Source organism: Streptomyces sp. NPDC046821, from assembly GCF_040645335.1.
Classification (GTDB): domain Bacteria; phylum Actinomycetota; class Actinomycetes; order Streptomycetales; family Streptomycetaceae; genus Streptomyces.
Genome location: NZ_JBEYYB010000022.1, coordinates 1 through 25,685 on the forward strand (window position 1 = coordinate 1; position 25,685 = coordinate 25,685).

Here is a 25,685-nt window from a genome sequence, read left to right on the forward strand (position 1 = left end):
CCGGAAGCTAAGCCTCACAGCGCCGATGGTACTGCAGGGGGGACCCTGTGGGAGAGTAGGACGCCGCCGAACTAAATTTAGAGAAAAGCCCGGACGGGAAACCGTCCGGGCTTTTCTGCGTTCAGGGGAAAACTTCGAGGGCACCCCTCTGCGCGGGTGCCGGTGTCCTGAGGGTAAGGTCAGGAGGCATCGTTGGCTCGTTTCCCACAGGAGGCCCCCGGGTGGAGGTCCAGGAGACCCGTGTCCAGACGGACCGGGTGCTCACCATCCCGAACATCCTCAGCATGGCGCGTCTCGTCGGCGTACCCCTGTTCCTGTGGCTGATCCTCAGGCCCGAGTTCGGCGGGCCCAAGAGCGACGGCTGGGCGCTGCTTGTCCTGATGCTCAGTGGAATCAGCGACTATCTCGACGGAAAGCTCGCCCGGCGCTGGAATCAGATCAGCAGCCTCGGCCGGCTCCTCGACCCCGCCGCTGACCGGCTTTACATTCTGTCCACGCTGGTGGGACTCACCTGGCGCGAGATTCTGCCGATCTGGTTGACGGCCGTACTGCTTGCCCGTGAACTGGTTCTTCTGGTGATGGTGGGAATCCTTCGCCGGCACGGCTATCCGCCGCCGCAGGTGAACTTCCTCGGTAAGGCCGCGACGTTCAACCTCATGTATGCGTTCCCGCTGCTGCTCCTCAGTGACGGAAGCGGCTGGATCAACACGCTCGCTGCTATTTTCGGCTGGGCGTTCGCGGGTTGGGGTACAACGCTGTACTGGTGGGCAGGGATCCTGTACGTAGTACAAGTCCGCCGACTGGTCAGGGCGGACTCCACGGTCGATTGAGCTCGCCATGTAGCGGTATTTGAGGCCATATCGGTCCGCAACCTGAGATCTGCGGGTCCATCCGGACGGGCGAAGTCGGCTAGACAGTCGTCTCTGCGAGGAGGACGCTTCCGATATGAAGGCCGTCGTAATGGCTGGAGGCGAAGGGACACGCCTTCGCCCCATGACCTCGAGTATGCCCAAGCCGCTCCTGCCGGTGGTGAACCGGCCGATCATGGAGCATGTGCTGCGGCTGCTCAAACGGCATGGGCTCACCGAGACCGTCGTCACCGTCCAGTTCCTGGCATCTCTCGTCAGGAACTACTTCGGGGACGGCGAGGAGCTCGGAATGGAGCTCACGTATGCCAACGAGGAAAAGCCACTCGGCACCGCCGGCAGCGTGAAGAACGCCGAGGAAGCTCTCAAGGACGACGCTTTCGTTGTGATCTCCGGCGATGCGCTGACCGATTTCGACCTGACCGACCTCATCAATTTCCACAAGGAAAAGGGTGCGCTCGTAACGGTCTGCCTGACCCGTGTTCCCAATCCCCTCGAATTCGGCATCACCATCGTCGATGAACAGGGGAAGGTCGAGCGTTTCCTTGAGAAACCCACCTGGGGCCAGGTTTTCTCCGACACCGTGAACACGGGCATCTACGTCATGGAGCCCGAGGTCTTCGACTACGTCGACGCCGATGTGTCGGTCGACTGGTCCGGCGATGTCTTCCCGCAGCTCATGAAGGAAGGCAAGCCCATCTACGGCTATGTCGCCGAGGGCTACTGGGAGGACGTCGGTACGCACGAGAGCTACGTCAAGGCACAGGCGGACGTGCTCGAAGGCAAGGTCGACGTCGAGATCGACGGATTCGAGATCTCGCCCGGTGTGTGGGTGGCCGAGGGCGCCGAGGTGCATCCCGACGCCGTGCTGCGCGGGCCGCTCTACATCGGGGACTACGCCAAGGTCGAAGCCGACGTAGAGATGCGCGAGCACACCGTGGTCGGTTCGAACGTCGTCGTGAAGAGCGGGGCCTTTCTGCACAAGGCCGTCGTCCACGACAACGTGTACATCGGCCAGCACAGCAATCTCCGCGGCTGCGTCATCGGCAAGAACACCGACATCATGCGGGCCGCCCGCATCGAGGACGGCGCCGTCATCGGCGACGAATGCCTCGTCGGTGAGGAATCGATCATCCAGGGCAACGTACGGGTCTATCCGTTCAAGACCATCGAAGCCGGTGCGTTCGTCAACACCTCGGTGATCTGGGAGTCCAGAGGGCAGGCGCATCTCTTCGGCGCGCGTGGCGTCTCCGGGATTCTCAACGTCGAGATCACCCCGGAACTCGCCGTGCGGCTCGCGGGGGCGTACGCGACGACGCTCAAGAAGGGGTCGACCGTCACCACGGCCCGTGACCACTCGCGCGGTGCGCGGGCGCTGAAGCGGGCCGTCATCTCCGCGCTGCAGGCGAGCGCCATCGACGTACGCGACCTGGAGAACGTGCCCCTGCCGGTCGCGCGGCAGCAGACCGCGCGGGGCAGTGCCGGCGGGATCATGATCCGTACGACGCCTGGAGTGCCGGACTCCGTCGACATCATGTTCTTCGACGAACGGGGCGCGGACCTCTCGCAGGGCAGCCAGCGCAAGCTCGACCGCGTGTACGCGCGGCAGGAGTACCGGCGGGCGTTCCCCGGAGAGATCGGGGACCTGCACTTTCCGTCGAGCGTCTTCGACTCGTACACGGGTTCCCTGCTGCGGAATGTGGACACGACGGGGATCGCCGAGGCGGGGCTCAAGGTCGTCGTCGACGCGTCGAACGGCAGCGCGGGGCTTGTGCTGCCGAGTCTGCTCGGTCGACTGGGTGTCGACTCGCTGACCATCAACCCCGGTCTCGACGAGTCGCGGCCGACGGAGACGCGGGACGCGCGGCGTTCCGGGCTCGTGCGGCTCGGGGAGATCGTGGCGTCGGCGCGGGCCGCGTTCGGCGTGCGCTTCGACCCGGTGGGCGAGCGGCTTTCGCTGGTGGACGAGAAGGGGCGCATCGTCGAGGACGACCGCGCGCTGCTCGTCATGCTGGACCTGGTGGCGGCGGAGCGGCGCAGCGGGCGGGTGGCGCTGCCGGTGACGACGACGCGTATCGCCGAGCAGGTTGCCGCGTATCACGGGACGCAGGTGGAGTGGACGACGACGTCGCCCGATGATCTGACGCGCGTCGGGCGGGACGATGAGGCGATCTTCGGCGGTGACGGCCGGGGCGGGTTCATCATTCCTGAGTTCAGTTCCGTCTTCGATGGTGCTGCCGCGTTCGTGCGGCTGATCGGGCTCGTGGCGCGTACGCAGCTGACCTTGAGTCAGATCGACGCGCGGATTCCGCGGGCGCATGTGCTCAAGCGGGACCTCGCGACTCCGTGGGCGGTGAAGGGGCTCGTGATGCGGCGCGTGGTCGAGGCGGCCGGTGACCGTTCCGTGGACACAACCGACGGTGTCCGGGTCGTCGAGGCGGACGGCCGTTGGGTGATGGTGCTGCCCGACCCTGCCGAAGCTGTCACCCATCTGTGGGCCGAGGGGCCCGACGACGCATCCGCGCAGCAGCTGCTCGACGAGTGGGCGGTGGTCGTGGACAGCGCAGGTCGCTGAGGGTTTTTCCGTATCCGGCCGGCGTCCGTGGAGGGCGTCGGCCGGTACGCGGGTGGGGCCATTCGGAGGTAGGGGGCACCACGTGCGACGATGTGCGGCATGTCGCAGCAGCCCCCCGAACGGAGCAGTCCCGCGGGCCCCGTGCGCCCCAGGCGGCCCGACGCGTCCATGTCGCTGCTGACGAACGTGATGGACCACAGCCTCGACGACGGCTACGCGGAGGCGGCGGCCCGTAAGAAGGCCGAGGGAAACGGCGGGATGCCGCGGACGTTGCGCGCCAAGCTCGGGCTCGCGGCGGGGCTTGTCCTCGCGGCGCTCGTGGTGACGGTGGGGGCGGCGCAGGCGCGGGTGGCGGCGCCGGTCGTGGCGAAGGAGCGCGAGGAGCTCATCGCCCGTATCGACCGGGAGACGCAGGCCGCGGACAAGCTCGAACGCAGAGTGGAGACGCTCCGGAACGACGTGAGCGGCCGGCAGCGTGAGGCGCTGAAGAAGCACGGCGGGGACAAGGGTGAGCTGGTCGGCCTGCTTTCCGGGGCGACTGCGGTGCACGGACCCGGCGTGAAGCTGGTGGTCGACGACGCCAAGGAAGCCGACCAGGGCGGCGGTGGGCCGCGTGAGAGCGCCGGCTTCTCCGACACCGGGCGGGTGCGGGACCGGGACATGCAGAAGGTCGTGAACGGCCTGTGGCAGTCCGGGGCGGAGGCCATCGCGATCAACGGGCAGCGGCTGACCGCCCTGTCCGCGATCCGTGCGGCGGGCGACGCGATACTGGTCGACAACAGGCCCCTCGTGCCGCCGTACACGGTGCTCGCGGTGGGGGACGGCCGTCGGCTGAGCACACGGTTCCAGAACAGCCCCGACGGCATGTACCTTCACGCCCTGCAGGAGAACTTCGGGATCCGGACCGCCATTTCGGCCCAGGACGACGTCCGGCTGCCCGCGGCGCCGAGCGTGATCGTACGTACAGCAGAGCCAAGCACAGGGAAGGGCACATCGTGATCGCCGTACTGGGTCTCATCGTCGGAGTCGTGGTGGGACTGTTCGTCCGGCCAGAGGTTCCGGCGGTGGTCGAGCCCTATCTTCCGATCGCCGTGGTGGCGGCCCTCGACGCGGTGTTCGGCGGTCTGCGGGCGATGCTCGACGGGATCTTCGACGACAAGGTCTTCGTCGTGTCGTTCCTGTCGAACGTCGTCGTGGCGGCGCTGATCGTGTTCCTGGGCGACAAGCTGGGCGTGGGCGCGCAGTTGTCCACCGGCGTCGTCGTGGTGCTCGGCATCCGCATCTTCTCCAACGCGGCCGCCATCCGGCGGCACATCTTCCGGGCGTGACGCCGATGTCCGAGGAAGAGAACCCCGAGCAGCACCGCCTGCGCAAGGAACTGCCCGCCGAGGTCGCTCCCAAGGCGGCGGACGAAGCGGCGGCGCCGGCCGAGGACGCCCCGGAGGCGTCGGCCGCGGCGGATCCGGCGGCCAGGACGAAGGACCCGTCCCTGACCGGGCGTCAGCGGCTGGCCAAGGGACTGTGGCCGCCGCGGGTCACCCGGGCGCAACTCATCGTCGCCGTCCTGCTGTTCGTCCTGGGCCTCGGTCTGGCCATCCAGGTGCGGTCCAACAGCGACAGCAGCGCGCTGCGCGGGGCGCGTCAGGAAGATCTTGTCCGCATCCTCGATGAACTGGATGACCGTACACAGCGTCTGGGAGATGAGAAGCAGCGTCTCGAGGGGCAGCGTACGGAGCTGGAGAACAGTTCCAACCAGGCCGAGGAGGCCCGCAAGCAGACGGTCGAGAGGGAGAAGCAACTCGGCATTCTGGCGGGCACCGTGGCGGCGCAGGGCCCCGGGATCACGCTGACGGTCAGCGACAAGAAGGGCTCGGTGCAGGCGGACATGCTGCTCGACGCGATCCAGGAACTGCGGGCCGCGGGTGCCGAGGCGATCCAGGTGAACGACGTGCGGATCGTGGCCGACACGTATCTGACGGACGCGACGGGCGGGGGAGTGAGCGTGGACGGTCGCAAGATCGCCCAGCCCTATGTCTTCAAGGTCATCGGCAAGCCGCAGGACCTGGAGCCGGCGCTCAACATCCCTGGTGGCGTGGTCCAGACTCTGGAGAAGGAGCAGGCCACGGTTACCGTGAGTCGGGCTCAGAAGATCGTTGTAGACGCCTTGCGACCGGCGAAGCGGCCTGACTACGCTCAGTCGTCTTCCCAGTGAGGCGGGGGTGCATGGGGGTCCTTCCGCGAGGGCATGAGGTTGCGGGGGGTCGGCGCACCGTAAGAGGTGTGCGTGGTGGAAACTGTTTGGCGGATACGGACGTTGTGAGGATGTCTGTACCGCTGATGTACGGCGGTGTGTGCAATCAGGGTTCGTCCTGCCCCACGGGCGGGTCTGTTTCGGTCAAGGGGAATCGCCCGTGAAGTTGTTTGCGAAGTTGTTCGGCAAGAGCGCACGCGAGGACAGCGGCAACGCCGCTGGCAGTCACCGTGCGCCGCGCTCCCAGGGCGCTCAGGAGCCGGGGGCCGAGCGCCCTCTGTTCCGCGATGAGGTCGGTGGTCAAGGCGGTGACATTTCGGGCGGACAGGGCGCGTCGTCTGTTGACCCTGCCGCGTCCGGCCGCATAGGTTTCGGGGAACCGTCAACCTCAAGTGCGGGTGGAGGGTTCGCCCCCGACCCGTATGCGTCCAATGCCCCCGCGGGGCAGCCGCGGCAGGAGGATCCGTCCATGTCGGCACAGGTGTGTACGAGGTGCGGAAACCGCAACGCCGAGGCGAGCCGGTTCTGCTCCAACTGCGGTGCGCCGCTGCGTGCCGGAGCCGAGCGTCCGTCCGAGACGACCTCGACCATTTCCATTTCGGGCCTTGAGGCCTACGACGCCGAAGTCACCGGTCAGACGCTCTCGCCGGCGCTCTCCCCGGAGGCCCAGGCCGCCGTCGACGCCCTGCCGCTCGGCTCGGCGCTCCTGGTGGTGCGGCGCGGTCCGAACTCGGGCAGCCGCTTCCTCCTCGACGGTGAACTGACCACGGCGGGACGCCACCCGCAGAGCGACATCTTCCTCGACGACGTGACCGTGTCGCGCCGCCATGTGGATTTCCGTCGCGGTGCGGACGGCGTCTTCACGGTCAGCGACGTGGGCAGCCTCAACGGCACGTACGTCAATCGGGAGCGGATCGACTCGGTCACGCTGTCGAACGGCGACGAGGTGCAGATCGGCAAGTACCGGCTGGTCTTCTACGCGAGCCAGCGGGGCATCTGACCTGTCAGGAAGGTCCATGCTTCAAACACCGAAGGGCGGTGCCGGTCACGGCGCCGCCCTCACGGACAGTCGGCTGATGAGCATCGGCACCGTACTGAACGTGTTGCGCGACGAGTTTCCCGAAGTCACCATCTCCAAGATCCGGTTCCTGGAGTCGGAAGGGCTGATCGATCCGCAGCGGACCCCCTCGGGGTACCGCAAGTTCAGCCCGGACGACGTCGAGCGACTCGCCCACGTGCTGCGTATGCAGCGGGACCACTACCTTCCGCTGAAGGTCATCAAGGAACAGCTCGACGCTCTGGAGCGGGGAGAAGCGATCACGCTGCCCTCTCCGGGGCGACCGGGCGACGGGGAGGACGCAAGCGCCTCCGAGGGCGGCGAGGGCCCGACAGTGGCCCGTGTGGGCCGTGACGAGCTGCTGGCCGCCGCCGGCATCGAGTCGTCCGAGCTCGACGAGTGGGAGTCGTACGGCCTCCTCGCGCCGCTGCCGGACGGCGGGTACGACGCGGAGGCGGTCACGGTCGCCGAGCTGGTGACGGAGCTCGGCCGGTTCGGCATCGAGCCCCGGCATCTGCGGGCGATGAAGGCCTCCGCCGACCGTGAGGCCGGCCTGGTCGACCAGATCGTGGCGCCGCTGCGACGGCACCGCAATCCTCAGACCAGGGCGCACGCGCAGGCCCGCGCGAAGGAGCTCGCGGCACTGACCGTGAAACTTCACGGGGCGTTCGTGCAGACCGCTCTCGGCGTGCGTCTGCCCTGATGCGAGGGGTGCTCGCGCGGTGTGCGACCGGCGATCGACGGGTGCCCGACTACCCAAACCTGCCGGGCACGTCCTAGGGTTGCTGTGTGAACGAGCTCGACGTCGTAGGTGTCCGGGTCGAAATGCCCTCCAACCAACCGATCGTGCTCCTGCGTGAAGTGGGAGGCGACCGTTACCTCCCCATCTGGATCGGTCCGGGGGAGGCGACGGCGATCGCCTTCGCACAGCAGGGCATGGCTCCCGCCCGCCCGCTGACGCACGACCTGTTCAAGGACGTGCTGGAAGCGGTCGGCCAGGAGCTCACCGAAGTACGCATCACGGACCTGCGCGAAGGCGTCTTCTACGCGGAGCTGGTGTTCGCCAGCGGGGTGGAAGTCAGTGCCCGTCCGTCCGACGCCATAGCGCTCGCGCTGCGCACCGGTACGCCGATCTACGGCAGTGACGGTGTGCTCGACGATGCCGGGATCGCGATCCCGGACGAACAGGAGGACGAAGTGGAGAAGTTCCGCGAGTTCCTCGATCAGATCTCGCCCGAGGACTTCGGGACCAACAGCCAGTGACGCGCGCGGCCGCCGTCCGGCGGCCGCAGCCGCGCCGGGTCCCGGCCGGACATTCGGCTAGCCTTTCCCCGCGGTGGGGTACGGGAAACCACTCTTAGGGTGATTATCACTCGGCGTGCCGAGTGTGGCGATCGTTGACGCACCCCTGGTGACTGCCTACCGTCGAGAAGGCAGGTCAAAGAGGAGGTCGGCGTGAGAAGCAGCGGCGACGGTACGGCTGGGGGTGCCGGACACAGTCCGGCGGGCCCGTACTCGCTTCACGGCCACGCGGCCGATCACACTCCGCGTCGGCCGACAGTGTTGCCGGCGGTCGTTCGGGGGGATGACGACGCGACGCCCGAGCAGGTCGGATACCGGGGACCCACCGCGTGCGCGGCGGCCGGGATCACCTATCGGCAACTGGACTACTGGGCGAGGACCGGGCTGGTCGAGCCCAGTGTGCGCCCCGCCCACGGGTCGGGGACCCAGCGCCTCTACAGCTTCCGGGACGTGGTCGTCCTCAAGATCGTCAAGCGCTTCCTCGACACGGGTGTCTCGCTGCAGAACATCCGTACCGCGGTGCAGCACCTCAGGGAGCGCGGCTTCCGCGATCTGGAGCGGATGACGCTCATGAGCGACGGCGCCACGGTGTACGAGTGCAGCTCGCCGACGGAGGTGCACGACCTGCTCCAGGGCGGGCAGGGCATCTTCGGCATCGCGGTCGGTGTGGTGTGGCGGGACGTCGAGAGCGCCCTGTCGCAGCTGCACGGGGAGCGCGTCGACACCGGCGAGACCCTCGTGGGGAACAACCCCGCCGACGAGCTCGCGAGGCGCCGCAACCGCGCCGTCTGAGCAGCGCCGATGCGTCCGGCGCGGCATTGTCAGTGCCGTAGGGCAGCATCGGATGTGTGAGAACCGCCCCGACGATCCTGCATCTCGACATGGATGCCTTCTTCGCCTCCGCGGAGCAGGCGGCGAAGCCGAGTCTGCGCGGGAAAGCCGTCGTCGTGGGCGGGCTCGGGCCGCGCGGGGTGGTCGCCACCGCCTCGTACGAGGCCCGGGTGTTCGGGGTGCACTCGGCGATGCCGATGGGGCAGGCGCGGCGGCTCGCGCCCAATGCCGCGTATCTCGTGCCGCGGTTCCGGCTGTACCGGGATGTCAGCGACCAGGTGATGGCGCTGCTGCGGGAGCTTTCACCGCTGGTGGAGCCCTTGAGCCTGGACGAGGCGTTCGTCGATCTGGAGGCCGGTGGCGCGGCGTCGGACGCGGCGTCGGCGCGGCTGGTGGGTGAGCGGCTGCGGGCCGACATCCGGGTCGTCACCGGGCTGACGGGATCGGTGGGCCTCGCGGCGTCCAAGATGCTGGCGAAGATCGCCTCCGAGGAGGCCAAGCCGGACGGGCTCCGCCTGATAGAGCCCGGTACCGAGCGCGCTCTGCTCGGGCCCATGTCGGTACGCACACTGCCGGGCGTCGGGCCCGCCACCGGAGACCATCTGCGGCGGGCCGGGATCACCACCGTCGAGGAGATCGCCGAGGCGGGCGAGGACGAGCTCGTACGGCTGCTCGGGAAGGCGCACGGGGCCTCGCTGTACGCCATGGCGCTCGCGCACGACGATCGGCCTGTGGTGGCCGAGCGGGACACCAAGTCGGTGTCGGTCGAGGACACGTACGACGTGGACATCCATGACCGGGTGCGCGTGCAGAACGAGGTGTGGCGGCTCGCCGGGCGGTGTGTGGAGCGGCTGAGGGGTGCGGAGCGGTCGGGGCGGACCGTCGTCCTCAAGGTGCGGCGCTACGACTTCTCGACGCTGACGCGGTCCGAGACGCTGCGCGGGCCCACCGATGACCCGGCCGTGGTGCGGGAGGCGGCCGCGCGGCTGCTGGACTCCGTGGACACGACCGGTGGCGTGCGGCTGCTCGGGGTCGGTGTGAGCGGCCTGGCCGACTACACGCAGGAGGACCTGTTCGCGCAGGCGCGGGCACAGGCGGAGGCCGACGCGCAGCCGGGCGAGGCTCATGGTGACAGGAGCGCGTCGGAGGAGGGCCAGGCGGCGGTGGAGGAAGCGGCCGAGGCCGTGGACCGGCGCTGGGTGGCCGGGCACGACGTGCGGCACGAGGAGTACGGGCACGGGTGGGTGCAGGGGAGTGGGCTTGGGAGAGTGACGGTGCGGTTCGAGACGCCTTATTCGGGGGTGGGGCGGGTGCGGACGTTTCGTACTGACGATCCGGCGCTGGCGCCTGCGGAGCCGTTGCCGCTGGTGGCGGTGGGCGGGGCGGTGCGGGGTGCGGTGGGGGAGTCGGGCGCGGGTCGGGGCAGCGGGTCGGGTGTTGTCTGAGGCGCGGCGCTCGTCTCCGCCGAGCCGCTGCCGCTGGTGCCGGTGGGCGGGCGGAGGGAGAGCCGGGCACGGGTGGGTGCAGGGCAGTGGGCTCGGCCGGGTGACGGTGCGGTTCGAGACGCCGTATTCGGGGCCCGGGCGGGTGTGGACGCTCCGCAGCGGCGATCCGGCGCTCGCCGCGCCGGGCCGCTGCCGCTGGTGCCTTAGGGCGGTGCGGAGCCGGGTGCGGGGTCGGACGGCGGGTCAGGCGTCGTCTGACGTGCCGTTGCTGTTTCCGTTGTTGGCGAGTTTGCCGAAGTCGCGGTCCTTCGGGGGGACGGCGTCGTCGGGGACCGTCAGGTGGAGGCCGTAGTGGTGGTAGAGCTGGAGCTCCTGTTCGGGGGAGAGGTGGCGGCCGACCCCGAAGTCGGGGGCGTCCTTGATCAGGGAGCGTTCGAAGGGGACGCGCAGGGTTCCCTCGACCAGTTCGCTCGGCTCCAGGGGGACGAAGGCGTCCCGGCTGAACAGGCCGGTTCGTATCGCCGCCCACTCCGGGACGCCGGTGGCGTCGTCGAGATACACCTCGTCGACGGTTCCGATCTTGGCTCCGTTGCGGTCGAACGCCTTGCGGCCGATCAGACTGCGCGGATCGACATCGGTCTGCACGGGGCCCTCCAGCTGGTCGCAACTCATCCGTAAGCACTACGAAAGAGCACATTGGTGATGACGGCCACTCGAGGCCGGAGGCCGTGTCGCCGCTGGTAGGCTGGCTTACGGCTGCTGACCCCGTGCGGGAGAGTCTTCCGGAGGTATCCGGAGGCGCCGAAGGAGCAAATCCTCCCCGGAATCTCTCAGGCCCACGTACCGCATGGACGAGGTCACTCTGGAAAGTAGGGCGGGTGTCCACACCTCCGCTCTCACCGACGGTGAAAGCCGGTATGCCCTTCGTCACACGGGGTGCGCCGGTGAAACTCTCAGGTTGAGATGACAGAGGGGGAGGCCGTCCGGGCACCCACGCCGTGGTGCCCCTCGCAGGTCGCAATGACCAGGAGGCCTCCGCAATGACCGCCAACCGTATTCCGCTCTCTCGGCTTGAGCAGGGAATCCCCTTCGAGCAGCGCCACATCGGTCCGGATGAAGCCGCGCAGGCCAAGATGCTCGCGCAGGTCGGGTACGGCTCGCTCGACGAGCTGACGGCGGCCGCGGTGCCGGACGTGATCAAGAGCGCCGAGGCGCTCGACCTTCCCGGTGCCCGCACGGAGGCGGAGGTTCTCGCCGAGCTGCGTTCGCTCGCGGACCGGAACCAGGTCCTCGGCTCGATGGTCGGCCTCGGTTACTACGGCACGTTCACCCCGCCCGTCATCCTGCGCAACGTCATGGAGAACCCGGCCTGGTACACGGCGTACACGCCCTACCAGCCGGAGATCTCGCAGGGCCGTCTCGAGGCGCTGCTCAACTTCCAGACGATGGTCGCCGAGCTGACCGGTCTGCCGACCTCGGGCGCCTCGCTGCTCGACGAGGGCACCGCCGCCGCCGAGGCCATGGCGCTGTCCCGCCGCATCGGCAAGGTCAAGAACGGCGCCTTCGTCGTCGACGCCGACGCGCTGCCGCAGACCATCGCCGTGATCGAGACGCGCGCCGAGCCGACCGGTGTCGAGGTCGTCGTCGCCGACCTCAGCGAGGGCATCCCGGCCGAGGTCGCCGAGCGCGGCGTCGTCGGCGTGCTCATCCAGTACCCGGGCGCCTCCGGTGCCGTCCGTGACATCAAGCCCGTCATCGAGCAGGCCCACGAGCTGGGCGCCGTCGTCACGGTCGCCGCCGACCTGCTCGCCCTCACGCTTCTCACCTCGCCCGGCGAGCTCGGCGCCGACATCGCCGTCGGCACGACGCAGCGCTTCGGCGTCCCGATGGGCTTCGGCGGTCCGCACGCCGGCTACATGGCCGTCCGCGAGAAGTTCGCCCGCAGCCTCCCCGGCCGCCTCGTCGGCGTCTCCGTCGACGCCGACGGGAACAAGGCGTACCGCCTCGCGCTCCAGACCCGCGAGCAGCACATCCGCCGCGAGAAGGCCACCAGCAACATCTGCACCGCGCAGGTGCTGCTCGCCGTCATGGCCGGCATGTACGCCGTCTACCACGGGCCCGACGGCCTCAAGAGCATCGCGCGCCGCACGCACCGGTACGCGACGCTGCTCGCCGAGGGCCTGAAGGCCGGTGGCGTGGAGGTCGTGCACGGCGCGTACTTCGACACCCTGACCGTGAAGGCGCCCGGCAAGGCCGCCGCCGTCGTCGGCGCAGCCCGTGAGGGCGGGGTCAACCTGCACCTCGTGGACGCCGACCACGTGTCGATCTCCTGCGACGAGACCACGACCCGTGCCCAGCTGGGCGCCGTCTGGTCCGCCTTCGGTGTCGAGGCCGACGTCGAGGCGCTCGACGCGGCCGCCAAGGACACGCTGCCCGCGGGCCTCCTGCGCGGCGACGCCTACCTCACGCACCCGGTGTTCCACTCGCACCGCTCCGAGACCGCGATGCTGCGCTACCTGCGCAAGCTGTCCGACCGTGACTACGCGCTCGACCGCGGCATGATCCCGCTGGGCTCCTGCACGATGAAGCTCAACGCGACGACGGAGATGGAGCCGGTCACCTGGCCCGAGTTCGGCCAGCTGCACCCCTTCGCGCCCGCCGAGCAGGCCCAGGGCTACCTCACGCTCATCCGTGAGCTGGAGGAGCGCCTCGCCGAGGTCACCGGCTACGACAAGGTGTCGCTCCAGCCGAACGCCGGTTCGCAGGGCGAGCTGGCCGGCCTCCTCGCGGTCCGCGGCTACCACCGCGCCAACGGCGACGAGGGCCGCACCGTCTGCCTGATCCCGTCCTCCGCCCACGGCACGAACGCCGCGAGCGCCGTGATGGCCGGCATGAAGGTCGTCGTCGTGAAGACGGCCGACGACGGTGAGATCGACGTCGAGGACCTGCGCGCCAAGATCGAGCAGTACGCCGACCAGCTCTCCGTCCTGATGATCACCTACCCGTCGACGCACGGTGTGTTCGAGGAGCACGTCGCCGACATCTGCGCCCAGGTGCACGACGCGGGCGGCCAGGTGTACGTCGACGGCGCCAACCTCAACGCCCTGGTGGGCCTCGCCAAGCCGGGCCACTTCGGCGGCGACGTCTCGCACCTGAACCTGCACAAGACGTTCTGCATCCCGCACGGCGGCGGCGGCCCCGGCGTCGGCCCGGTCGGCGTCCGCGCGCACCTCGCGCCGTACCTGCCCAACCACCCGATGCAGCCGGCCGCCGGTCCCGAGACGGGCGTGGGCCCGATCTCCGCGGCTCCGTGGGGCTCCGCGGGCATTCTGCCGATCTCGTGGGCGTACGTGCGTCTCATGGGTGGAGAGGGGCTCAAGAGGGCCACGCAGGTCGCCGTGCTCAGCGCCAACTACATCGCCAAGCGCCTCGAGCCGCACTTCCCGGTCCTGTACACGGGCCCGGCCGGCCTTGTCGCGCACGAGTGCATCATCGACCTGCGCCCGCTCTCGAAGGAGACCGGCGTCAGCGTCGACGACATCGCCAAGCGCCTCATCGACTACGGGTTCCACGCGCCGACGATGTCGTTCCCCGTGGCCGGCACGCTGATGATCGAGCCGACCGAGAGCGAGGACCTCGCCGAGCTGGACCGCTTCTGCGAGGCGATGATCGCCATCCGCGGCGAGATCGACAAGGTCGCCGCCGGTACGTGGCCCGCCGAGGACAACCCGCTGCGGAACGCGCCGCACACCGCGGCCGCGCTCGGCGGTGAGTGGGACCACGCGTACAGCCGCGAGGAGGCCGTCTTCCCCGCCGGTGTCTCGGCCGCCGACAAGTACTGGCCGCCGGTCCGCCGCATCGACCAGGCCTTCGGCGACCGCAACCTGGTCTGCTCGTGCCCGCCCATGGACGCGTACGAGAACTGAGCATGAGTGAGGGCCGGTCCCGGGGAGTTTCCCGGGGCCGGCCCCTTCGCTTGTCGTGCTGCCTGGCTGTCGCCGCGGGCTCAGGCCGCGGTCACGACCTTGACCGGTCGGTGCGGCGCGATGATCTGCCCGTCGGGCAGCAGCTCACCGGTGTCCTCGAAGAGCAGGACGCCGTTGCAGAGCAGGCTCCAGCCCTGTTCGGGGTGATGGGCCACAGGGTGCGCGGCCTCCCGGTCGGCGGAGTCTGCGGACGGGCACGGTGGCTGGTGCTGGCACATGGGTGGGATCTTTCGCTGCGGAGTGATGTCGGTGACGGGTGTGTTGCCGGCTGCTGAAGCTGTCCTGCGGCGCGGTGTGCTGCTCGGTGTGTTGTTCATGGCCGCCCCCCGTTTTGATTGGTCGGTCCGGACCCCAGTGTTGCTCCACGGACGGGAATCCGCAGGTATTTGGTGACAGCGGTCCTCACTCAAGGAGTACGCATCACCCCTGCGGGCGGTTCAGTCCAACCGCACTGTCCCTTCGGGTGGTTCGGGGTGGCCGGATGGGGCTAGTCCGGTCGGGCCGGGTAGTGGGACGGCTACGCCCCGCGACCGGAAAGTGCGGGTCGTGGGGCGGGTGTTCCGGGAGGTCAGCGCGGTGTCGGAGGCCTCGTCGTGTCAGGCCGGTGAGATCAGGAGGGGCGCGGGGGCCAGTCGGTGGGTGAGGACGGGCAGGAGGTCGGCCGCGCGGTGTGGGAGGTGGGGCGCGATGCCGGGGGGCGCGGGTGCGAGCGGGACCAGGAGATCGTCCGCCGATGGATGGCCGGTGGCGGCGTCGGCGGTGGTGTCGCCGTGCAGCCAGAGGGTGAGCATGTACAGCTCCGGGACCGAGAGCAGGCGCGGCTGGTACGGCGTGGGCAGTGACTCGGCCTGGCGCAGGGCGCGCTCGGTGGCCGTGACGTAGGGGCCTTCGAAGAAGTGCGAGAACACCCAGCCGTCCGCCGTCGGTGTCGTGTCGGCGGCGGCCACCGCGTGCTCCCCGCAGCGGATCAGGAACCGCCACGCGGTGAGCCGGGTGCGCGCCGGTCCTGCCCCGCCGGTGACGTGGTCAAGTACGTGGACGGGCAAAGGGAGTTCGGGGGATGCCGGGGCCTCGGCGGAACGCAGTGACGGGGTGCGGGCCTCGCGGACGGCGGTGGGGGAACCGAGGGCCGTGAGGACGGTGCGCAGGGCGGGCGCGGGGGCCGGGAAGACATGCAGCGGCATCGTGGGTCGCCTCTCGTTCGACAGGCACGGTGGATCGAGGTCGCGGCGCGACGAGCGGACGACGCTGTCAGCTGATCGGGCCAGAGAAGGCGGGGGAAAGTGCCACGAGCGCCCACTCTCTGCCTCGTCCGCGGAGTTTATACGACACGTGTTCACATAGTGTTTCGGCTAGCTGTCGCCGAAATCCCCGGCAAGGCGCTATCCGGTCGTCCGGATGGGCCAAAAGCTCCCGGTTCCCCGAGGAGGCGGGTCCGTGACCTCGTAATCTTCATGGCGTGCGGACGGCTGGATTTCGCGGGTTGTATTTCGCGGCGACAGGTGGAAGCGAATCTTCGACATGTCGGTTGCCGTATGAATGTGCCCCGGGAAAACCGCTGTGAGCCTACTCGCGTGCGCCGGGGCGCGGGCCTTATTGATCACATTGCCTGGGCATCATCCATCGTGACACCCGGCCAGGTGGTTGGTCCGGCCATGCGAGGAGGGACGCTTCCATGGGCGAGAAGGTCGTGGCGGGCGCGTTCGACCTGTCCGATCGGCGGCACTACCGTAGAAAGTTGCAGCAGTGCCTCGCGGGGCTCGCGCGCCTTCTGGAGGAGGAGCGGTTCGACCGGCCGAGGAATCTCATGGGTCTGGAGATAGAGCTGAATCTCGCGGGCCCGGACGGTATGCCGAAAATGCGGAATGCGCAGGTGCTCGAACGTATCGCGAGCCGTGATTTCCAGACAGAACTCGGAATGTTCAACCTGGAAGTGAACATTGCTCCGCACCGACTGGAAGGCCGCGTTCTCGACCGGCTGGCGGAGGAACTGAGGACCGGGCTCGCCTATGCCCACCGGAAGGCCAACGAGGTGGATGCCGGGATCGTGATGATCGGCATTCTCCCGACGCTCGCACCCGACGATCTCGTCTCCGCGAATCTGTCGGACGTCGACCGGTACAGCCTGCTCAACGAGCAGATGCTTGCGGCGCGGGGCGAGGACTTCGCGCTCGACATCGAGGGTGTGGAGCACCTGCGCTGCAACTCGGAGTCGATCGCGACCGAAGCGGCGTGCACGTCCGTGCAGTTGCACCTCCAGGTCACGCCCTCCCGCTTCGCCGACGTGTGGAACGCCGCGCAGGCCGTCGCCGCCGTACAGATCGCCGTCGGTGCCAACGCGCCGTTCCTTTTCGGGCGCGAGCTGTGGCGGGAGTCGCGGCCGCCCCTGTTCCAGCAGTCGACCGACACCCGGCCGCCCGAGCTGCAGGCCCAGGGCGTGCGGCCGCGCACGTGGTTCGGGGAGCGCTGGATCAGCAGTGCGTACGACCTCTTCGAGGAGAACCTGCGCTACTTCCCGCCACTGCTGCCGCTGCTCAGCGACGAGGAGCCGCTACGGGTCCTCGACGACGGCGGAGTCCCGGCGCTCGGCGAGCTCGTCCTGCACAACGGCACCGTCTACCGCTGGAACCGGCCCGTGTACGGCCTCGTGGACGGCGTCCCGCACCTGCGCGTGGAGAACCGCGTGCTGCCCGCGGGCCCCACCGTCACCGACGTCATCGCGAACGTCGCCTTCTATTACGGCCTTGTGCGTGCTCTCGCCGAGGAGGCCCGGCCCGTGTGGACCCGCCTCCCCTTCGACGCGGCGGCCCGCAACTTCGACGAGGCGTGCCGGTACGGCATCGAGGCCCGCCTGGACTGGCCGCGCCGGGGCCGGTTCGGCGGGGTGGAGCGGGTGGCGGCGGTTGCGCTCGTACGGGACGAGCTGTTGCCGTTGGCCGCCGCCGGGCTCGACGCGTGGGGCGTCGAGCCCGCGGACCGGGACTTCTACCTCGGGGTGATCGAGGAGCGGTGCCGGCGCCGGGTCAACGGGGCGTCGTGGCAGGCGGCCACGTTCCATCGCGCGCTGGATGCGGGTCTGGAGCGGGACGCGGCGCTGGCCGCGACGACGCGGCGCTATGCGGAGCTGATGCATACGGGGGAACCGGTGCATTCGTGGCCGGTGGGGCTGCCGGCGCCTACGGTGCGGGTGGGGTGACGGGGCGAGCGGATCGGGTTGGGGTGTGGCGGCGCCAGCTGAATGTGCGGGTTGGGCTGGCGCCGGCCGATGGTGCGGGCCGGCGTCAGCCGATGGTGCTCATGGGCTGACCGGCGCCGAGCGTGCGGCTCGTGTGGAGCCTCAGCTCTTCGCCCCCGCCTCCATGATCGCCTTGAGGATCACCGAGTGGATCTGGGCCGGGTCGTTGACCTGGTGGCCCGAGCCGTTGGTGGCCGCGGCCATCTGTTCGACCTCGTCCTTGGATGCGTCCGGGCCGACCGCCATGGCGATGAGCGGTACCGGGTGCTGGGGGTCGGCGAGGTCTTCGAGGCGGGAGATCAGGTTGCTGCGCGAGATCGAGCCCGGGTCCTCGTTCGCGCCGTCGGTCACCACGACGAGGGCGTTGAACTTGCCCTTCGCGTAACTGGCCGTGGCCTGCTGGTACGCGGCGAGTGTCGTGTCGTAGAGGCCGGTGGCGCCGCCCGGCACGGGCTGGAGGCCGCTGAAGGCCGCGGACAGCCGGTCGCGCTGGGTGCCGTCGCCCTTGCGGTCGCCGAGACGCTCGGTCGGCACGAGCTTCTTGTAGTCGAGCTTGCCGTCCAGATGCGTGCTGAACTCCCACAGGCCGATCTCGTCCTCGGGCGTGAACGTGGCGAGGGCCTGGAGCATCGAGGCCTTCGTGACCTCCATCCGGGACTGGCCGCGGCCCGGCACGGGGTTCGCCATGGATCCCGACGCGTCCACGACGACGGTGATCCGGGCGCTCTGCACCGTGATCGTCCACATGCCGAGGGTCTCCTGGAGCTCCTTGTCCGTCGGCGGTTCCGGGTCCGCCGTCGCGTACGGCTGTGGAGTGCGCCCGCCCGCCCCCGCGACGAGGGTCTCCGACGGCGCCTCGTCGTCCGTACGGAAGCCCTGCTTGTGCAGGATCCGCAGGCCGGCGTCCTCACCGAGCAGAGTCATGAAACGGGTCGCCGCCCGCCGCTGGTCCGTCGTCTGGGAACCCTCGTCGAGCAGCGTGAACGGATAGTCGAGCGCCGGCGCCCCGTCCTTCGGGTAGAAGAGATCGAGGTCGTCGCCGTCCGCGGCGGACTCGTTGTAGCGGAACGAGGACTGCTCGGAGAGGATCAGCGCCTGATTGCGCCGCGGATTGCCCTGTTCCGTGCCGGAGGAGTCGCGGGGGAGGGTGTCGGTGAGCTGCGCGTCGCTGTCGACCGTGCGCTCGGAGAGCGCCTTGGCGAGAGCGGCGGCCTGGGTGTCGCTGTCCGCCCCGCCCTTCTTCGAGGACTTGCCCAACTGCGACAGGGCGAGGAGCCCGGTCGCGCTGCGCGCCGGGTCCGCCGTCCCGAGCCGCAGCTCGTCCCCCTGCATGGCCGCACCCGTCAACTCCGCCCAGGTGTAAGTCTTCGCGGGCCAGCCCATGCTCTTCGCGGCCGACGGCACCATGCTGACCCCGATGGGAGACGAGGCGACGTTGCCCATGGGCGTGACCGGGGTGGGGTCCTCGCCGAGGCCGGCGCGCTGTATCCACAGACTCGAGTCCGGCACCCACGCCTCGAACTCCCGGGTGCTCTTGTCGCCCCGCCGCAGCGCGTCGGCGATCTTGTACGAGTCGGCGGCCTGCACACGGGCGTCGAGGCACTGCCCGTCGGAGGTCAGGCTGTTCTTACGGGCGTGGTCCGCCGCGGCCTGCAACGCGGGGGCGACATCGGGCGAGGCGACGACGTCGAGGCGGATGGTCCGGCCGCCGCAGGCCCCGCCGAAGGAGAGGAACCCGCCGCGCACGGCGAGTGTCGTACCCGCGGCGACCACGAGGACCACGGCGGTGGCGATGGCCACGGTTCGGCCCCGTGAGCGGGGGGCGACGGTGTCCGTCCCGTACTCGTCGGGCAAGCTGTGACGTCCCATGGCGGTGGTGCCCTTCCTCGGCCCGGCCCGAAGACGAGGGAGAGGTACACCAAAGAACGGCCTTCGTCCCCCCGGCCTGTCGCGCGCGATCTTCGTACCTGCATTCGAGACCCTAGCGGGGCGGCGTGGGGGATGAGGCGGGATTACTCAACTGGAGGCAGGAGTGCAGGCGGAGGTGGGTGCGGTGGCCGATTCTTTTCCGAACGAGCGACTCTCGCGACGGATTTTCCGGGACGAGACGCTGCTCGTGCTGGCGCTCTCGCTCGGTGCGAGCGGAGTGTCCGCGCTGATCAGCTTTGTCGGATCGGTCACCAAACCGGGCGGTCTGAAGCACCAGGCCGCGACCTTGAACGCCTCGGCGGCTCCAGGGCGGCCGTGGCTCGATCTCGCTTGGCAACTGTTCGGTATCGCGAGCGCGCTCGTCCCGGTCGCCCTCGTCGCGCACCTGCTGCTGCGCGAGGGTGCCGGAATGCGGACGATCGGCTTCGACCGCCGTAGACCGCTCTTCGACACGAGCCGCGGAGCGGCGATCGCGGCGGTCATCGGGAGTACGGGCATCGCCTTCTACCTGGCGGCGCGGAGCCTCGGCTTCAACCTCACTGTGGTGCCCGAGGCGCTGCCCGGCGTGTGGTGGAAGTTCCCGGTCCTGATCCTCTCGGCGATCCAGAACGCCGTCGTGGAGGAAGTGATCGTCGTCGGCTATCTGCTGCGCAGACTCGGCCAGTTGGGCTGGACCCCGGCCGCGGCGCTCCTGGCGAGCGCGCTGCTGCGCGGCTCGTACCACCTCTACCAGGGCATCGGCGGCTTCCTCGGCAACTTCGTGATGGGCGTCGTCTTCGTGTACCTGTACCGGCGGTGGGGGCGGGTCGGGCCGCTCGTGGTGGCACACTCGCTGCTCGACATCGGCGCGTTCGTCGGTTACGCGCTGCTCGCGGGCAAGGTGGGCTGGCTGCCGACCGGTTGAGACGAGCCGGTGAGGCGGTCGCAGGGGGCGTACGAGGTGTTCGTACGCCCCCTGTTCTGTGACAACTATTCGTACGCCCCCTGTTCTGTGAGACCTACACGAGCAGTTCGCCCTCGATCGTCGTGACGGCGCGGCCGGTCAACAGGGTGCGGGCGCCGCGCAGTTCGGTGCGGACGAGGCCCGTACGGGCGGACGCCTGGAGGCCGGTGAGTTCGGCGCGGACGAGGCGTTCGGACCAGAACGGGGCGAGGGCCGTGTGGGCGCTGCCCGTGACCGGGTCCTCGTCGACGCCGACGTTCGGGAAGAAGCAGCGCGAGACGTAGTCGTACGGCCCGTCGGGGTCCTCCGCACGGGCCGTCGCGATGACGCCGCGCGCGGAGTGGGCCGCGAGCGCCTTGAGGTCGGGGGTGAGGGAGCGCACGGTCTTCTCGTCCGCGAGCTCGACGAGCAGGTCACCGACCTGGCGGCCCGTGTCGTGCACCGACAGGGGCTCGGCGCCGAGGGCTGCGGCGATGCCGTCGGGGGTGTCGATGTGCGTCAGCGGCGCGGTCGGGAAGTCGAGCGTGATGGCGCCGTCCTCGCGCGGCGACGCGACGAGTACCCCGCTGCGGGTGGCGAAGCGGACGGGGCCGTCGGTCACGCCCGTGCTGTGCAGGACGTGGGCGGTGGCCAGGGTGGCGTGGCCGCACATGTCGACCTCGGTCGCGGGCGTGAACCAGCGCAGCGCCCAGTCCGCGTCGCCGCCCGGGGGCAGTGGGTGGGCGAAGGCCGTCTCGGCGTGGTTGACCTCGGCGGCCACGGCCTGGAGGCGGGCGTCGTCGGGAAAGGCGTCCAGGAGCAGGACGCCGGCGGGATTGCCGGAGAAGGGGCGGTCGGTGAAGGCGTCCACGATTCGAATGCGCATGGACCGGACGCTACGCGGGTGACGAAAGCGCAGGCCAAGGCCAATTCCTGAGTGCTGGACCGGGAGGGGGTTGTCAGTCGAACAGTCCCGATATATCGTTGACGCATCGCGACCGATCAACGATGGAAGGAATGACGACAATGCGTCCCCATGAACACGAACATGAGCACGGGCATGGACACGGACCGTGCGGGCCCGGCCATCCCGGTCGGGGCGGCTTCGAGGCGCGGCGCGCGGCCTTCGGTCCCTTCGGGCCGGGCTTCGGCCCGGGACCCTGGGGTCACGGGCGCGGCGGCGGCCGGGGCGGACCCAGGGGAAGGGCACGGCGCGGCGACGTACGCGCGTCGATCCTGGCCCTCCTGAAGGACCGCCCGATGCACGGTTACGAGATGATCCAGGAGATCGCCGAGCGCAGCGGCGGGGCGTGGAAGCCCAGCCCGGGGTCGGTGTACCCGACCCTCCAGCTGCTCGAGGACGAGGGCCTGATCGCCAGCGAGAGCGAAGGCGGCAAGAAGCTGTTCGCCCTCACCGAGTCCGGTCGTTCCGCGGCCGACGAAGGCCCGGACGCCCCTTGGGAAGAGGCCGGGCGCGGAGTCGACTGGGACACGCTCAACGAGATCCGCCAGGCCGGCTTCGGCCTGATGGAGGCGTTCGGGCAGGTCTGGAAGACCGGCAGCAAGGAGCAGCGCGAGAAGGCGCTGACCGTCATCAACGACGCCCGTAAGAAGCTGTACCTGATCCTCGCCGACGAGCACTGAGCCGTCCCGGCGGACGAGGTTGTACTGATCGACAAGTGAAGGCGCCCCGCACATGTGATGTGTGCGGGGCGCCTTTGTTTGTCTGTCCGGACCGGCGTGGGGCCGGTCCGGGTGGCCGTCGGGGTCAGGCCACGAGGCCGGCCAGCTTGGTCAGCGACTCGTTGAGCGCGGCCGTCGCCGAGTCCTTGAGCTTGCCCGCCATCAGCGACACGGCGGCGCCGGTGAACTCGCCGTCGATGCGGACGGTGGTGGCGTCGCCGTCCGCGGTCAGTGTGTAGCGCGTACCGATGTTCACGCCCATCGGCCCCTTGCCCCGGATGGCCAGGGTGCGGGCGGTCTCCAGGTCCTCGACGGTCCAGGTCACCTCCGCCGGGAAGCCCATGAGCTTCATGTTCTCCTCGAACGTGCCGCCCAGTTCGAGCGCCGTGGGCGGACCCTTGGGGAAACTCGTGTGCGTGGCGCTCCACTCTCCGAACGCGCTGAAGTCCGTGAGCTGCGCCCAGACCTTCTCCGCGGGGGCCCCGATCCGTGCTTCCGCGCTGACTTCGGCCATGCGACCACCCCTTCTCGACGAGAGCTGCGGCCTGCGCAGCCGTGGTGTCGCGGAAAGTAGTCTCAGGGCCGCGAACATTCAATACTGATGAACCGTCAGAAAGAACTGATGAGTCGTCAGGGCCTGTGCGGGTGGGGCGTGTTGTCAGGTGACCTTCTCGATGACCGCTGCGTCGAAGAGGTCCGAAGCTCGGGGGAACGGGCCCTCGTCGTGGCAGTGCCACGCGTCCCAGAACAGGTCGGCGAGCAGCGCGTCGTCGGGTGCGTACACCCGGTACACGTACTGTCGGCCGTCGATCGCGGGCAGGGCGACGAGCCAGCACCTGCTCTCCATATCAGTGAAGGACGTCCTCCGGTCGGGGTCCGGTTGCGGTCGGCGCGGAATGCAAGGCGGCGCCACCTCCCGAAGTGAATCGGCGTGATCTCATCCGCAAGGAGGACAACCCGCCTGGCCATGCCCACCTTGCGTCGGACGTGGAAATGCTTCCCGCCGGCGATGTCACGCCGGGGAGGTGCTGATGGGGTGGGAGACGTGCAAAGCCCTACCCCGCCCGATGCTGCCGCAAGCGGCCACAATCGTGAAGATGCCTGCGCCGTGCTGAGTCCCGAACTGGCCTCCGTGCCGGCCGGCGCCCGGCGCAGAGCCGTGCGTGACGGGGACGGGCAGATCGACACCGCGCACCTCCTGCACTCGCTCCTCGAGGCGGACCCGCAGGTGCGGGAGGCCGTCGGCGACACACCCCAGCTCGCCCGGCTCTTCGGCTACCTCGTCCAGCGGAGCATCGGCTACGGGCTCCTGTGGCAGGGCACCGTCGAGGACTCCGGCGCCGTGCCCGTCGTGAAGGAGCTGGGCTGGTCCCCGGCGGCCGCCGCCGCGATGGAGGCCGCGCTCGACCGTGCGGTGCGGCGCGGCGAGAAGCGGGCGCGCGGGGTGGACCTGCTGGCCGCGCTGGCCGCGGACGGCGAGTGCCGCGCGGCCGACGTGCTGGCGCGGGCGGGCATCGACAGGGAGAGCCTGCGGCGGCGGGTGGAGGCGATCTGGTCGTGAGGCGGCTGGGCGGAGGCCGTCGGGCACTGACGCCTCCGCGCCGTAGGTGGTGCGCTACGTGTGGGACTTGCCGCAGGCTGTGGCTGATCGCGCAGTTCCCCGCGCCCCTTACGGGGCGCTCTGAGCTCAGTCGTGATGGATGCCGTATGCACCTACATCACGTTCCCCCACGTCAGCCGCCCTATGCCTGCCGTCCGCCACGTGAGACAGGGGTTATCGGGGATGACGGTCATTACGGGGGCTGTCATGATGTGCCGGTGTATGCGTCTCAGGGGATTCAGGCGAACCGCGGGCGGGGCATCGGGCTGGGGCTCGCCCTCGGGTCCGCGCTCGCCTTCGGTGGTTCGGGTGTCGCGGCGAAGCCGCTCATCGAGGCGGGTCTCGACCCGCTCCACGTGGTGTGGCTGCGGGTCGCGGGCGCCGCGCTCGTCATGCTGCCCGTCGCCTGGCGGCACCGCTCCCTGCTGATTCAGCGGCCCGCGCTGCTCGCCGGTTTCGGCCTGCTCGCCGTCGCCGGTGTGCAGGCCTGCTACTTCGCCGCGCTCTCCCGTATCCCGGTCGGCGTCGCGCTCCTCATCGAGTACCTCGCCCCGGCCCTCGTGCTCCTCTGGGTGCGTTTCGTGCAGCGCAGGCCCGTGACGCGCGCCGCCGCCGTCGGTGTGGTCCTCGCCGTCGGCGGTCTCGCCTGCGTCGTCGAGGTGTGGGCGGGCCTCAGGCTCGACCCGATCGGCCTGATCCTCGCCCTCGGCGCCGCCTGCTGCCAGGTCGCCTACTTCGTCCTGGCCGACCAGGGCAGCGACGCGGGGGAGCGCGCACCGGACCCGCTCGGCATGATCGCGTACGGGCTGTTGGTGGGCGCCCTCGTGCTGACGGCCGTGGCGCGGCCCTGGGGCATGGACTGGTCCGTGCTCGGCGGCAGCGCCTCGATGAACGGCACCTCCGTACCGGCCTGGCTGCTGCTCTGCTGGATCGTGCTGCTCGCGACCGTCGTCGCCTACGTCACCGGCGTCCTCGCCGTACGCCGGCTCTCGCCCCAGGTGGCCGGCGTCGTGGCCTGCCTCGAAGCGGTCATCGCGACCGTCCTCGCCTGGGTGCTCCTCGGCGAGCACCTGTCGGCCCCGCAGATCGCCGGTGGTGTGGTCGTCCTGGTCGGCGCCTTCATCGCCCAGTCCTCGGCTCCGGCCAAGCCCGAGGTGGTCGCCGTCGGTGAGGGTGGCGCGAAGACCGCTGCCGACGCCGACCAGTCGGAAGCGGACCGGACGCTTTCGGGGCAGCGCACCACGAACCTGTAGCCGAGGGGCGACCCCGAGAGTCCCGCCCCCCGTCAGAGCATCGTCAGGTAGTCCGGCAGCCCGATCCCCGGCGCGAGGTCGTCCGCCGGGATCGGCGCTCCGTGGCCCTTCGTCAGCGGGATGACGCCCGTCCAGTACGGCAGGCCGAGGTCCTCCGCGTCGTCGTTCGGGCCGCCCGCGCGTACCCGGGCGGAGACCTCCGCGAGGTCGAGCCGGAGCACGGACGTCGCCGCGAGTTCCTTGGCGTTCCCCGGGCGCGAGTCCTGGGAACGGCCTGGCACGACATGGTCGACGATCGCGTCGAGCGCCGTGCCCTTCTCGTCGGGGTCGGTCACCTGGTGCGCGAGTCCGTGCACCACCACGGAGCGGTAGTTGAGCGAATGGTGGAAGGCGGAACGGGCGATGACGAGCCCGTCGACATGCGTGACCGTCAGGCAGACCTGGAGGCCCGGATCGGCTGCGCCCGCCATGCGCTGAACCCGCGCTCCCGTCGAACCGTGCACGTAAAGGGTCTCGCCGACGCGGCCGTACAGAGTCGGCAGCACGACGGGGGAGCCGTCGCGGACGAGGCCGAGATGGCAGATGTAGGCCTCGTCGAGTATCGAGTGGACCAGCTCCCGGTCGTAGTGCGTCCGGTCGAGCTTGCGGGCCGGGGTGGTGCGGTCGGTCGCCGCGTACGAACCGGCGTCCCCCGAAGTGACGGTGCCGGGCTCGGATGCCACACTCATTGCCAACTCCATTGCACTAGTG

24 protein-coding genes, 1 pseudogene and 1 riboswitch are annotated in these 25,685 nt (G+C 69.7%); of the genes and pseudogenes, 17 read left to right on the forward strand and 8 right to left on the reverse strand.

Annotation, left to right across the window (positions count from 1 at the left end; translation table 11 throughout):
- The first annotated feature begins 221 nt into the window (after nucleotides 1-221).
- From ABZ893_RS33360 to ABZ893_RS33410, 11 genes and pseudogenes are all read left to right on the forward strand, one after another.
- Nucleotides 222-830 (forward strand): CDP-alcohol phosphatidyltransferase family protein, encoded by a 609-nt coding sequence (locus ABZ893_RS33360; protein ID WP_361411570.1) that lies wholly within the window; start codon nucleotides 222-224, stop codon nucleotides 828-830.
- Between the two features lie 115 nt (nucleotides 831-945).
- Complete coding sequence (locus ABZ893_RS33365) at nucleotides 946-3,441, forward strand: mannose-1-phosphate guanyltransferase (RefSeq protein ID WP_361411572.1); 2,496 nt, start codon at nucleotides 946-948, stop codon at nucleotides 3,439-3,441.
- 90 nt (nucleotides 3,442-3,531) lie between these two features.
- Nucleotides 3,532-4,440 (forward strand): DUF881 domain-containing protein, encoded by a 909-nt coding sequence (locus tag ABZ893_RS33370; RefSeq protein WP_361411574.1) that lies wholly within the window; start codon nucleotides 3,532-3,534, stop codon nucleotides 4,438-4,440.
- Nucleotides 4,437-4,769 (forward strand): small basic family protein, encoded by a 333-nt coding sequence (locus ABZ893_RS33375; RefSeq protein WP_361411576.1) that lies wholly within the window; start codon nucleotides 4,437-4,439, stop codon nucleotides 4,767-4,769. Before ABZ893_RS33370 ends, ABZ893_RS33375 begins: the two co-directional genes overlap by 4 nt.
- 5 nt (nucleotides 4,770-4,774) lie before the next feature.
- Entirely contained in the window at nucleotides 4,775-5,653 is an 879-nt protein-coding gene (locus tag ABZ893_RS33380; RefSeq protein WP_361411730.1) for a DUF881 domain-containing protein, read from the forward strand.
- 82 nt (nucleotides 5,654-5,735) lie between these two features.
- Nucleotides 5,736-6,692 carry an FHA domain-containing protein gene (locus ABZ893_RS33385; protein WP_361411732.1) on the forward strand — a complete coding sequence of 319 codons (957 nt, stop codon included), beginning with the start codon at nucleotides 5,736-5,738 and terminating at the stop codon, nucleotides 6,690-6,692.
- 16 nt (nucleotides 6,693-6,708) lie between these two features.
- The gene (locus ABZ893_RS33390) at nucleotides 6,709-7,452 is read left to right on the forward strand and encodes a MerR family transcriptional regulator (RefSeq protein ID WP_361411578.1); all 744 of its coding nucleotides are present in this window, start codon (nucleotides 6,709-6,711) and stop codon (nucleotides 7,450-7,452) included.
- An 86-nt stretch (nucleotides 7,453-7,538) separates the two neighbouring features.
- Complete coding sequence (locus tag ABZ893_RS33395; protein WP_006123076.1) at nucleotides 7,539-8,012, forward strand: bifunctional nuclease family protein; 474 nt, start codon at nucleotides 7,539-7,541, stop codon at nucleotides 8,010-8,012.
- Between the two features lie 192 nt (nucleotides 8,013-8,204).
- Nucleotides 8,205-8,843 (forward strand): MerR family transcriptional regulator, encoded by a 639-nt coding sequence (locus tag ABZ893_RS33400; RefSeq protein ID WP_361411581.1) that lies wholly within the window; start codon nucleotides 8,205-8,207, stop codon nucleotides 8,841-8,843.
- Between the two features lie 56 nt (nucleotides 8,844-8,899).
- Complete coding sequence (locus ABZ893_RS33405) at nucleotides 8,900-10,327, forward strand: DNA polymerase IV (RefSeq protein ID WP_361411583.1); 1,428 nt, start codon at nucleotides 8,900-8,902, stop codon at nucleotides 10,325-10,327.
- A gap of 64 nt (nucleotides 10,328-10,391) precedes the next feature.
- Nucleotides 10,392-10,534 (forward strand): annotated as a pseudogene (locus ABZ893_RS33410) (DNA polymerase IV); the annotation flags it as partial.
- A gap of 36 nt (nucleotides 10,535-10,570) precedes the next feature.
- On the opposite strand, the gene ABZ893_RS33415 reads toward ABZ893_RS33410, so the two are convergent.
- Nucleotides 10,571-10,972, reverse strand: a complete 402-nt coding sequence (locus ABZ893_RS33415; protein WP_361411734.1) for a PRC-barrel domain-containing protein — start codon at nucleotides 10,970-10,972, stop codon at nucleotides 10,571-10,573.
- Nucleotides 10,973-11,087: 115 nt separating this feature from the next.
- Nucleotides 11,088-11,183, forward strand: a riboswitch (glycine riboswitch).
- Between the two features lie 184 nt (nucleotides 11,184-11,367).
- On the opposite strand from ABZ893_RS33415, the gene gcvP reads away from it, so the two are divergent.
- Nucleotides 11,368-14,253 (forward strand): aminomethyl-transferring glycine dehydrogenase, encoded by a 2,886-nt coding sequence (gene gcvP / locus ABZ893_RS33420; RefSeq protein ID WP_361411585.1) that lies wholly within the window; start codon nucleotides 11,368-11,370, stop codon nucleotides 14,251-14,253.
- Nucleotides 14,254-14,333: 80 nt separating this feature from the next.
- On the opposite strand, the gene ABZ893_RS33425 is transcribed toward gcvP, so the two are convergent.
- Nucleotides 14,334-14,531: a DUF5999 family protein gene (locus ABZ893_RS33425; RefSeq protein WP_361411736.1), complete on the reverse strand. Its 198-nt coding sequence runs from the start codon at nucleotides 14,529-14,531 to the stop codon at nucleotides 14,334-14,336.
- A 378-nt stretch (nucleotides 14,532-14,909) separates the two neighbouring features.
- Complete coding sequence (locus ABZ893_RS33430) at nucleotides 14,910-15,497, reverse strand: hypothetical protein (protein WP_361411587.1); 588 nt, start codon at nucleotides 15,495-15,497, stop codon at nucleotides 14,910-14,912.
- Nucleotides 15,498-15,988: 491 nt separating this feature from the next.
- On the opposite strand from ABZ893_RS33430, the gene ABZ893_RS33435 reads away from it, so the two are divergent.
- Nucleotides 15,989-17,509 (forward strand): glutamate--cysteine ligase, encoded by a 1,521-nt coding sequence (locus ABZ893_RS33435; protein ID WP_361411589.1) that lies wholly within the window; start codon nucleotides 15,989-15,991, stop codon nucleotides 17,507-17,509.
- A 141-nt stretch (nucleotides 17,510-17,650) separates the two neighbouring features.
- Here the strand turns inward: ABZ893_RS33435 and ABZ893_RS33440 are convergent, their stop codons facing one another.
- Nucleotides 17,651-19,417 (reverse strand): substrate-binding and VWA domain-containing protein, encoded by a 1,767-nt coding sequence (locus ABZ893_RS33440; protein ID WP_361411591.1) that lies wholly within the window; start codon nucleotides 19,415-19,417, stop codon nucleotides 17,651-17,653.
- A gap of 163 nt (nucleotides 19,418-19,580) precedes the next feature.
- Between ABZ893_RS33440 and ABZ893_RS33445 the strand changes: the two genes are divergently transcribed.
- Nucleotides 19,581-20,381, forward strand: coding sequence for a type II CAAX endopeptidase family protein (locus ABZ893_RS33445; protein WP_361411593.1), 801 nt, complete (start codon nucleotides 19,581-19,583; stop codon nucleotides 20,379-20,381).
- Between the two features lie 94 nt (nucleotides 20,382-20,475).
- On the opposite strand, the gene ABZ893_RS33450 is transcribed toward ABZ893_RS33445, so the two are convergent.
- A complete protein-coding gene (locus tag ABZ893_RS33450) occupies nucleotides 20,476-21,285 on the reverse strand; it encodes a PhzF family phenazine biosynthesis protein (protein ID WP_361411595.1) in 810 nt (269 codons plus the stop codon).
- Between the two features lie 140 nt (nucleotides 21,286-21,425).
- Here ABZ893_RS33450 and ABZ893_RS33455 point away from each other — a divergent pair, with 140 nt between their 5' ends.
- A complete protein-coding gene (locus ABZ893_RS33455) occupies nucleotides 21,426-22,043 on the forward strand; it encodes a PadR family transcriptional regulator (RefSeq protein WP_361411597.1) in 618 nt (205 codons plus the stop codon).
- A gap of 124 nt (nucleotides 22,044-22,167) precedes the next feature.
- Here ABZ893_RS33455 and ABZ893_RS33460 read toward each other — a convergent pair whose 3' ends face one another.
- Together ABZ893_RS33460 and ABZ893_RS33465 are read right to left on the reverse strand one after the other, a co-directional pair.
- On the reverse strand, nucleotides 22,168-22,596 hold the full coding sequence (locus tag ABZ893_RS33460) for an SRPBCC family protein (protein WP_361411599.1): 429 nt from the start codon (nucleotides 22,594-22,596) through the stop codon (nucleotides 22,168-22,170).
- Between the two features lie 144 nt (nucleotides 22,597-22,740).
- Nucleotides 22,741-22,929, reverse strand: a complete 189-nt coding sequence (locus tag ABZ893_RS33465; protein ID WP_361411601.1) for a hypothetical protein — start codon at nucleotides 22,927-22,929, stop codon at nucleotides 22,741-22,743.
- A gap of 261 nt (nucleotides 22,930-23,190) precedes the next feature.
- Between ABZ893_RS33465 and ABZ893_RS33470 the strand changes: the two genes are divergently transcribed.
- The gene (locus ABZ893_RS33470; RefSeq protein ID WP_361411603.1) at nucleotides 23,191-23,643 is read left to right on the forward strand and encodes a Clp protease N-terminal domain-containing protein; all 453 of its coding nucleotides are present in this window, start codon (nucleotides 23,191-23,193) and stop codon (nucleotides 23,641-23,643) included.
- 251 nt (nucleotides 23,644-23,894) lie between these two features.
- The gene (locus tag ABZ893_RS33475) at nucleotides 23,895-24,935 is read left to right on the forward strand and encodes an EamA family transporter (protein WP_361411605.1); all 1,041 of its coding nucleotides are present in this window, start codon (nucleotides 23,895-23,897) and stop codon (nucleotides 24,933-24,935) included.
- A gap of 32 nt (nucleotides 24,936-24,967) precedes the next feature.
- Here the strand turns inward: ABZ893_RS33475 and ABZ893_RS33480 are convergent, their stop codons facing one another.
- Nucleotides 24,968-25,663, reverse strand: coding sequence for a pyridoxamine 5'-phosphate oxidase family protein (locus tag ABZ893_RS33480; protein WP_361411607.1), 696 nt, complete (start codon nucleotides 25,661-25,663; stop codon nucleotides 24,968-24,970).
- Between the last annotated feature and the right edge of the window lie 22 nt (nucleotides 25,664-25,685).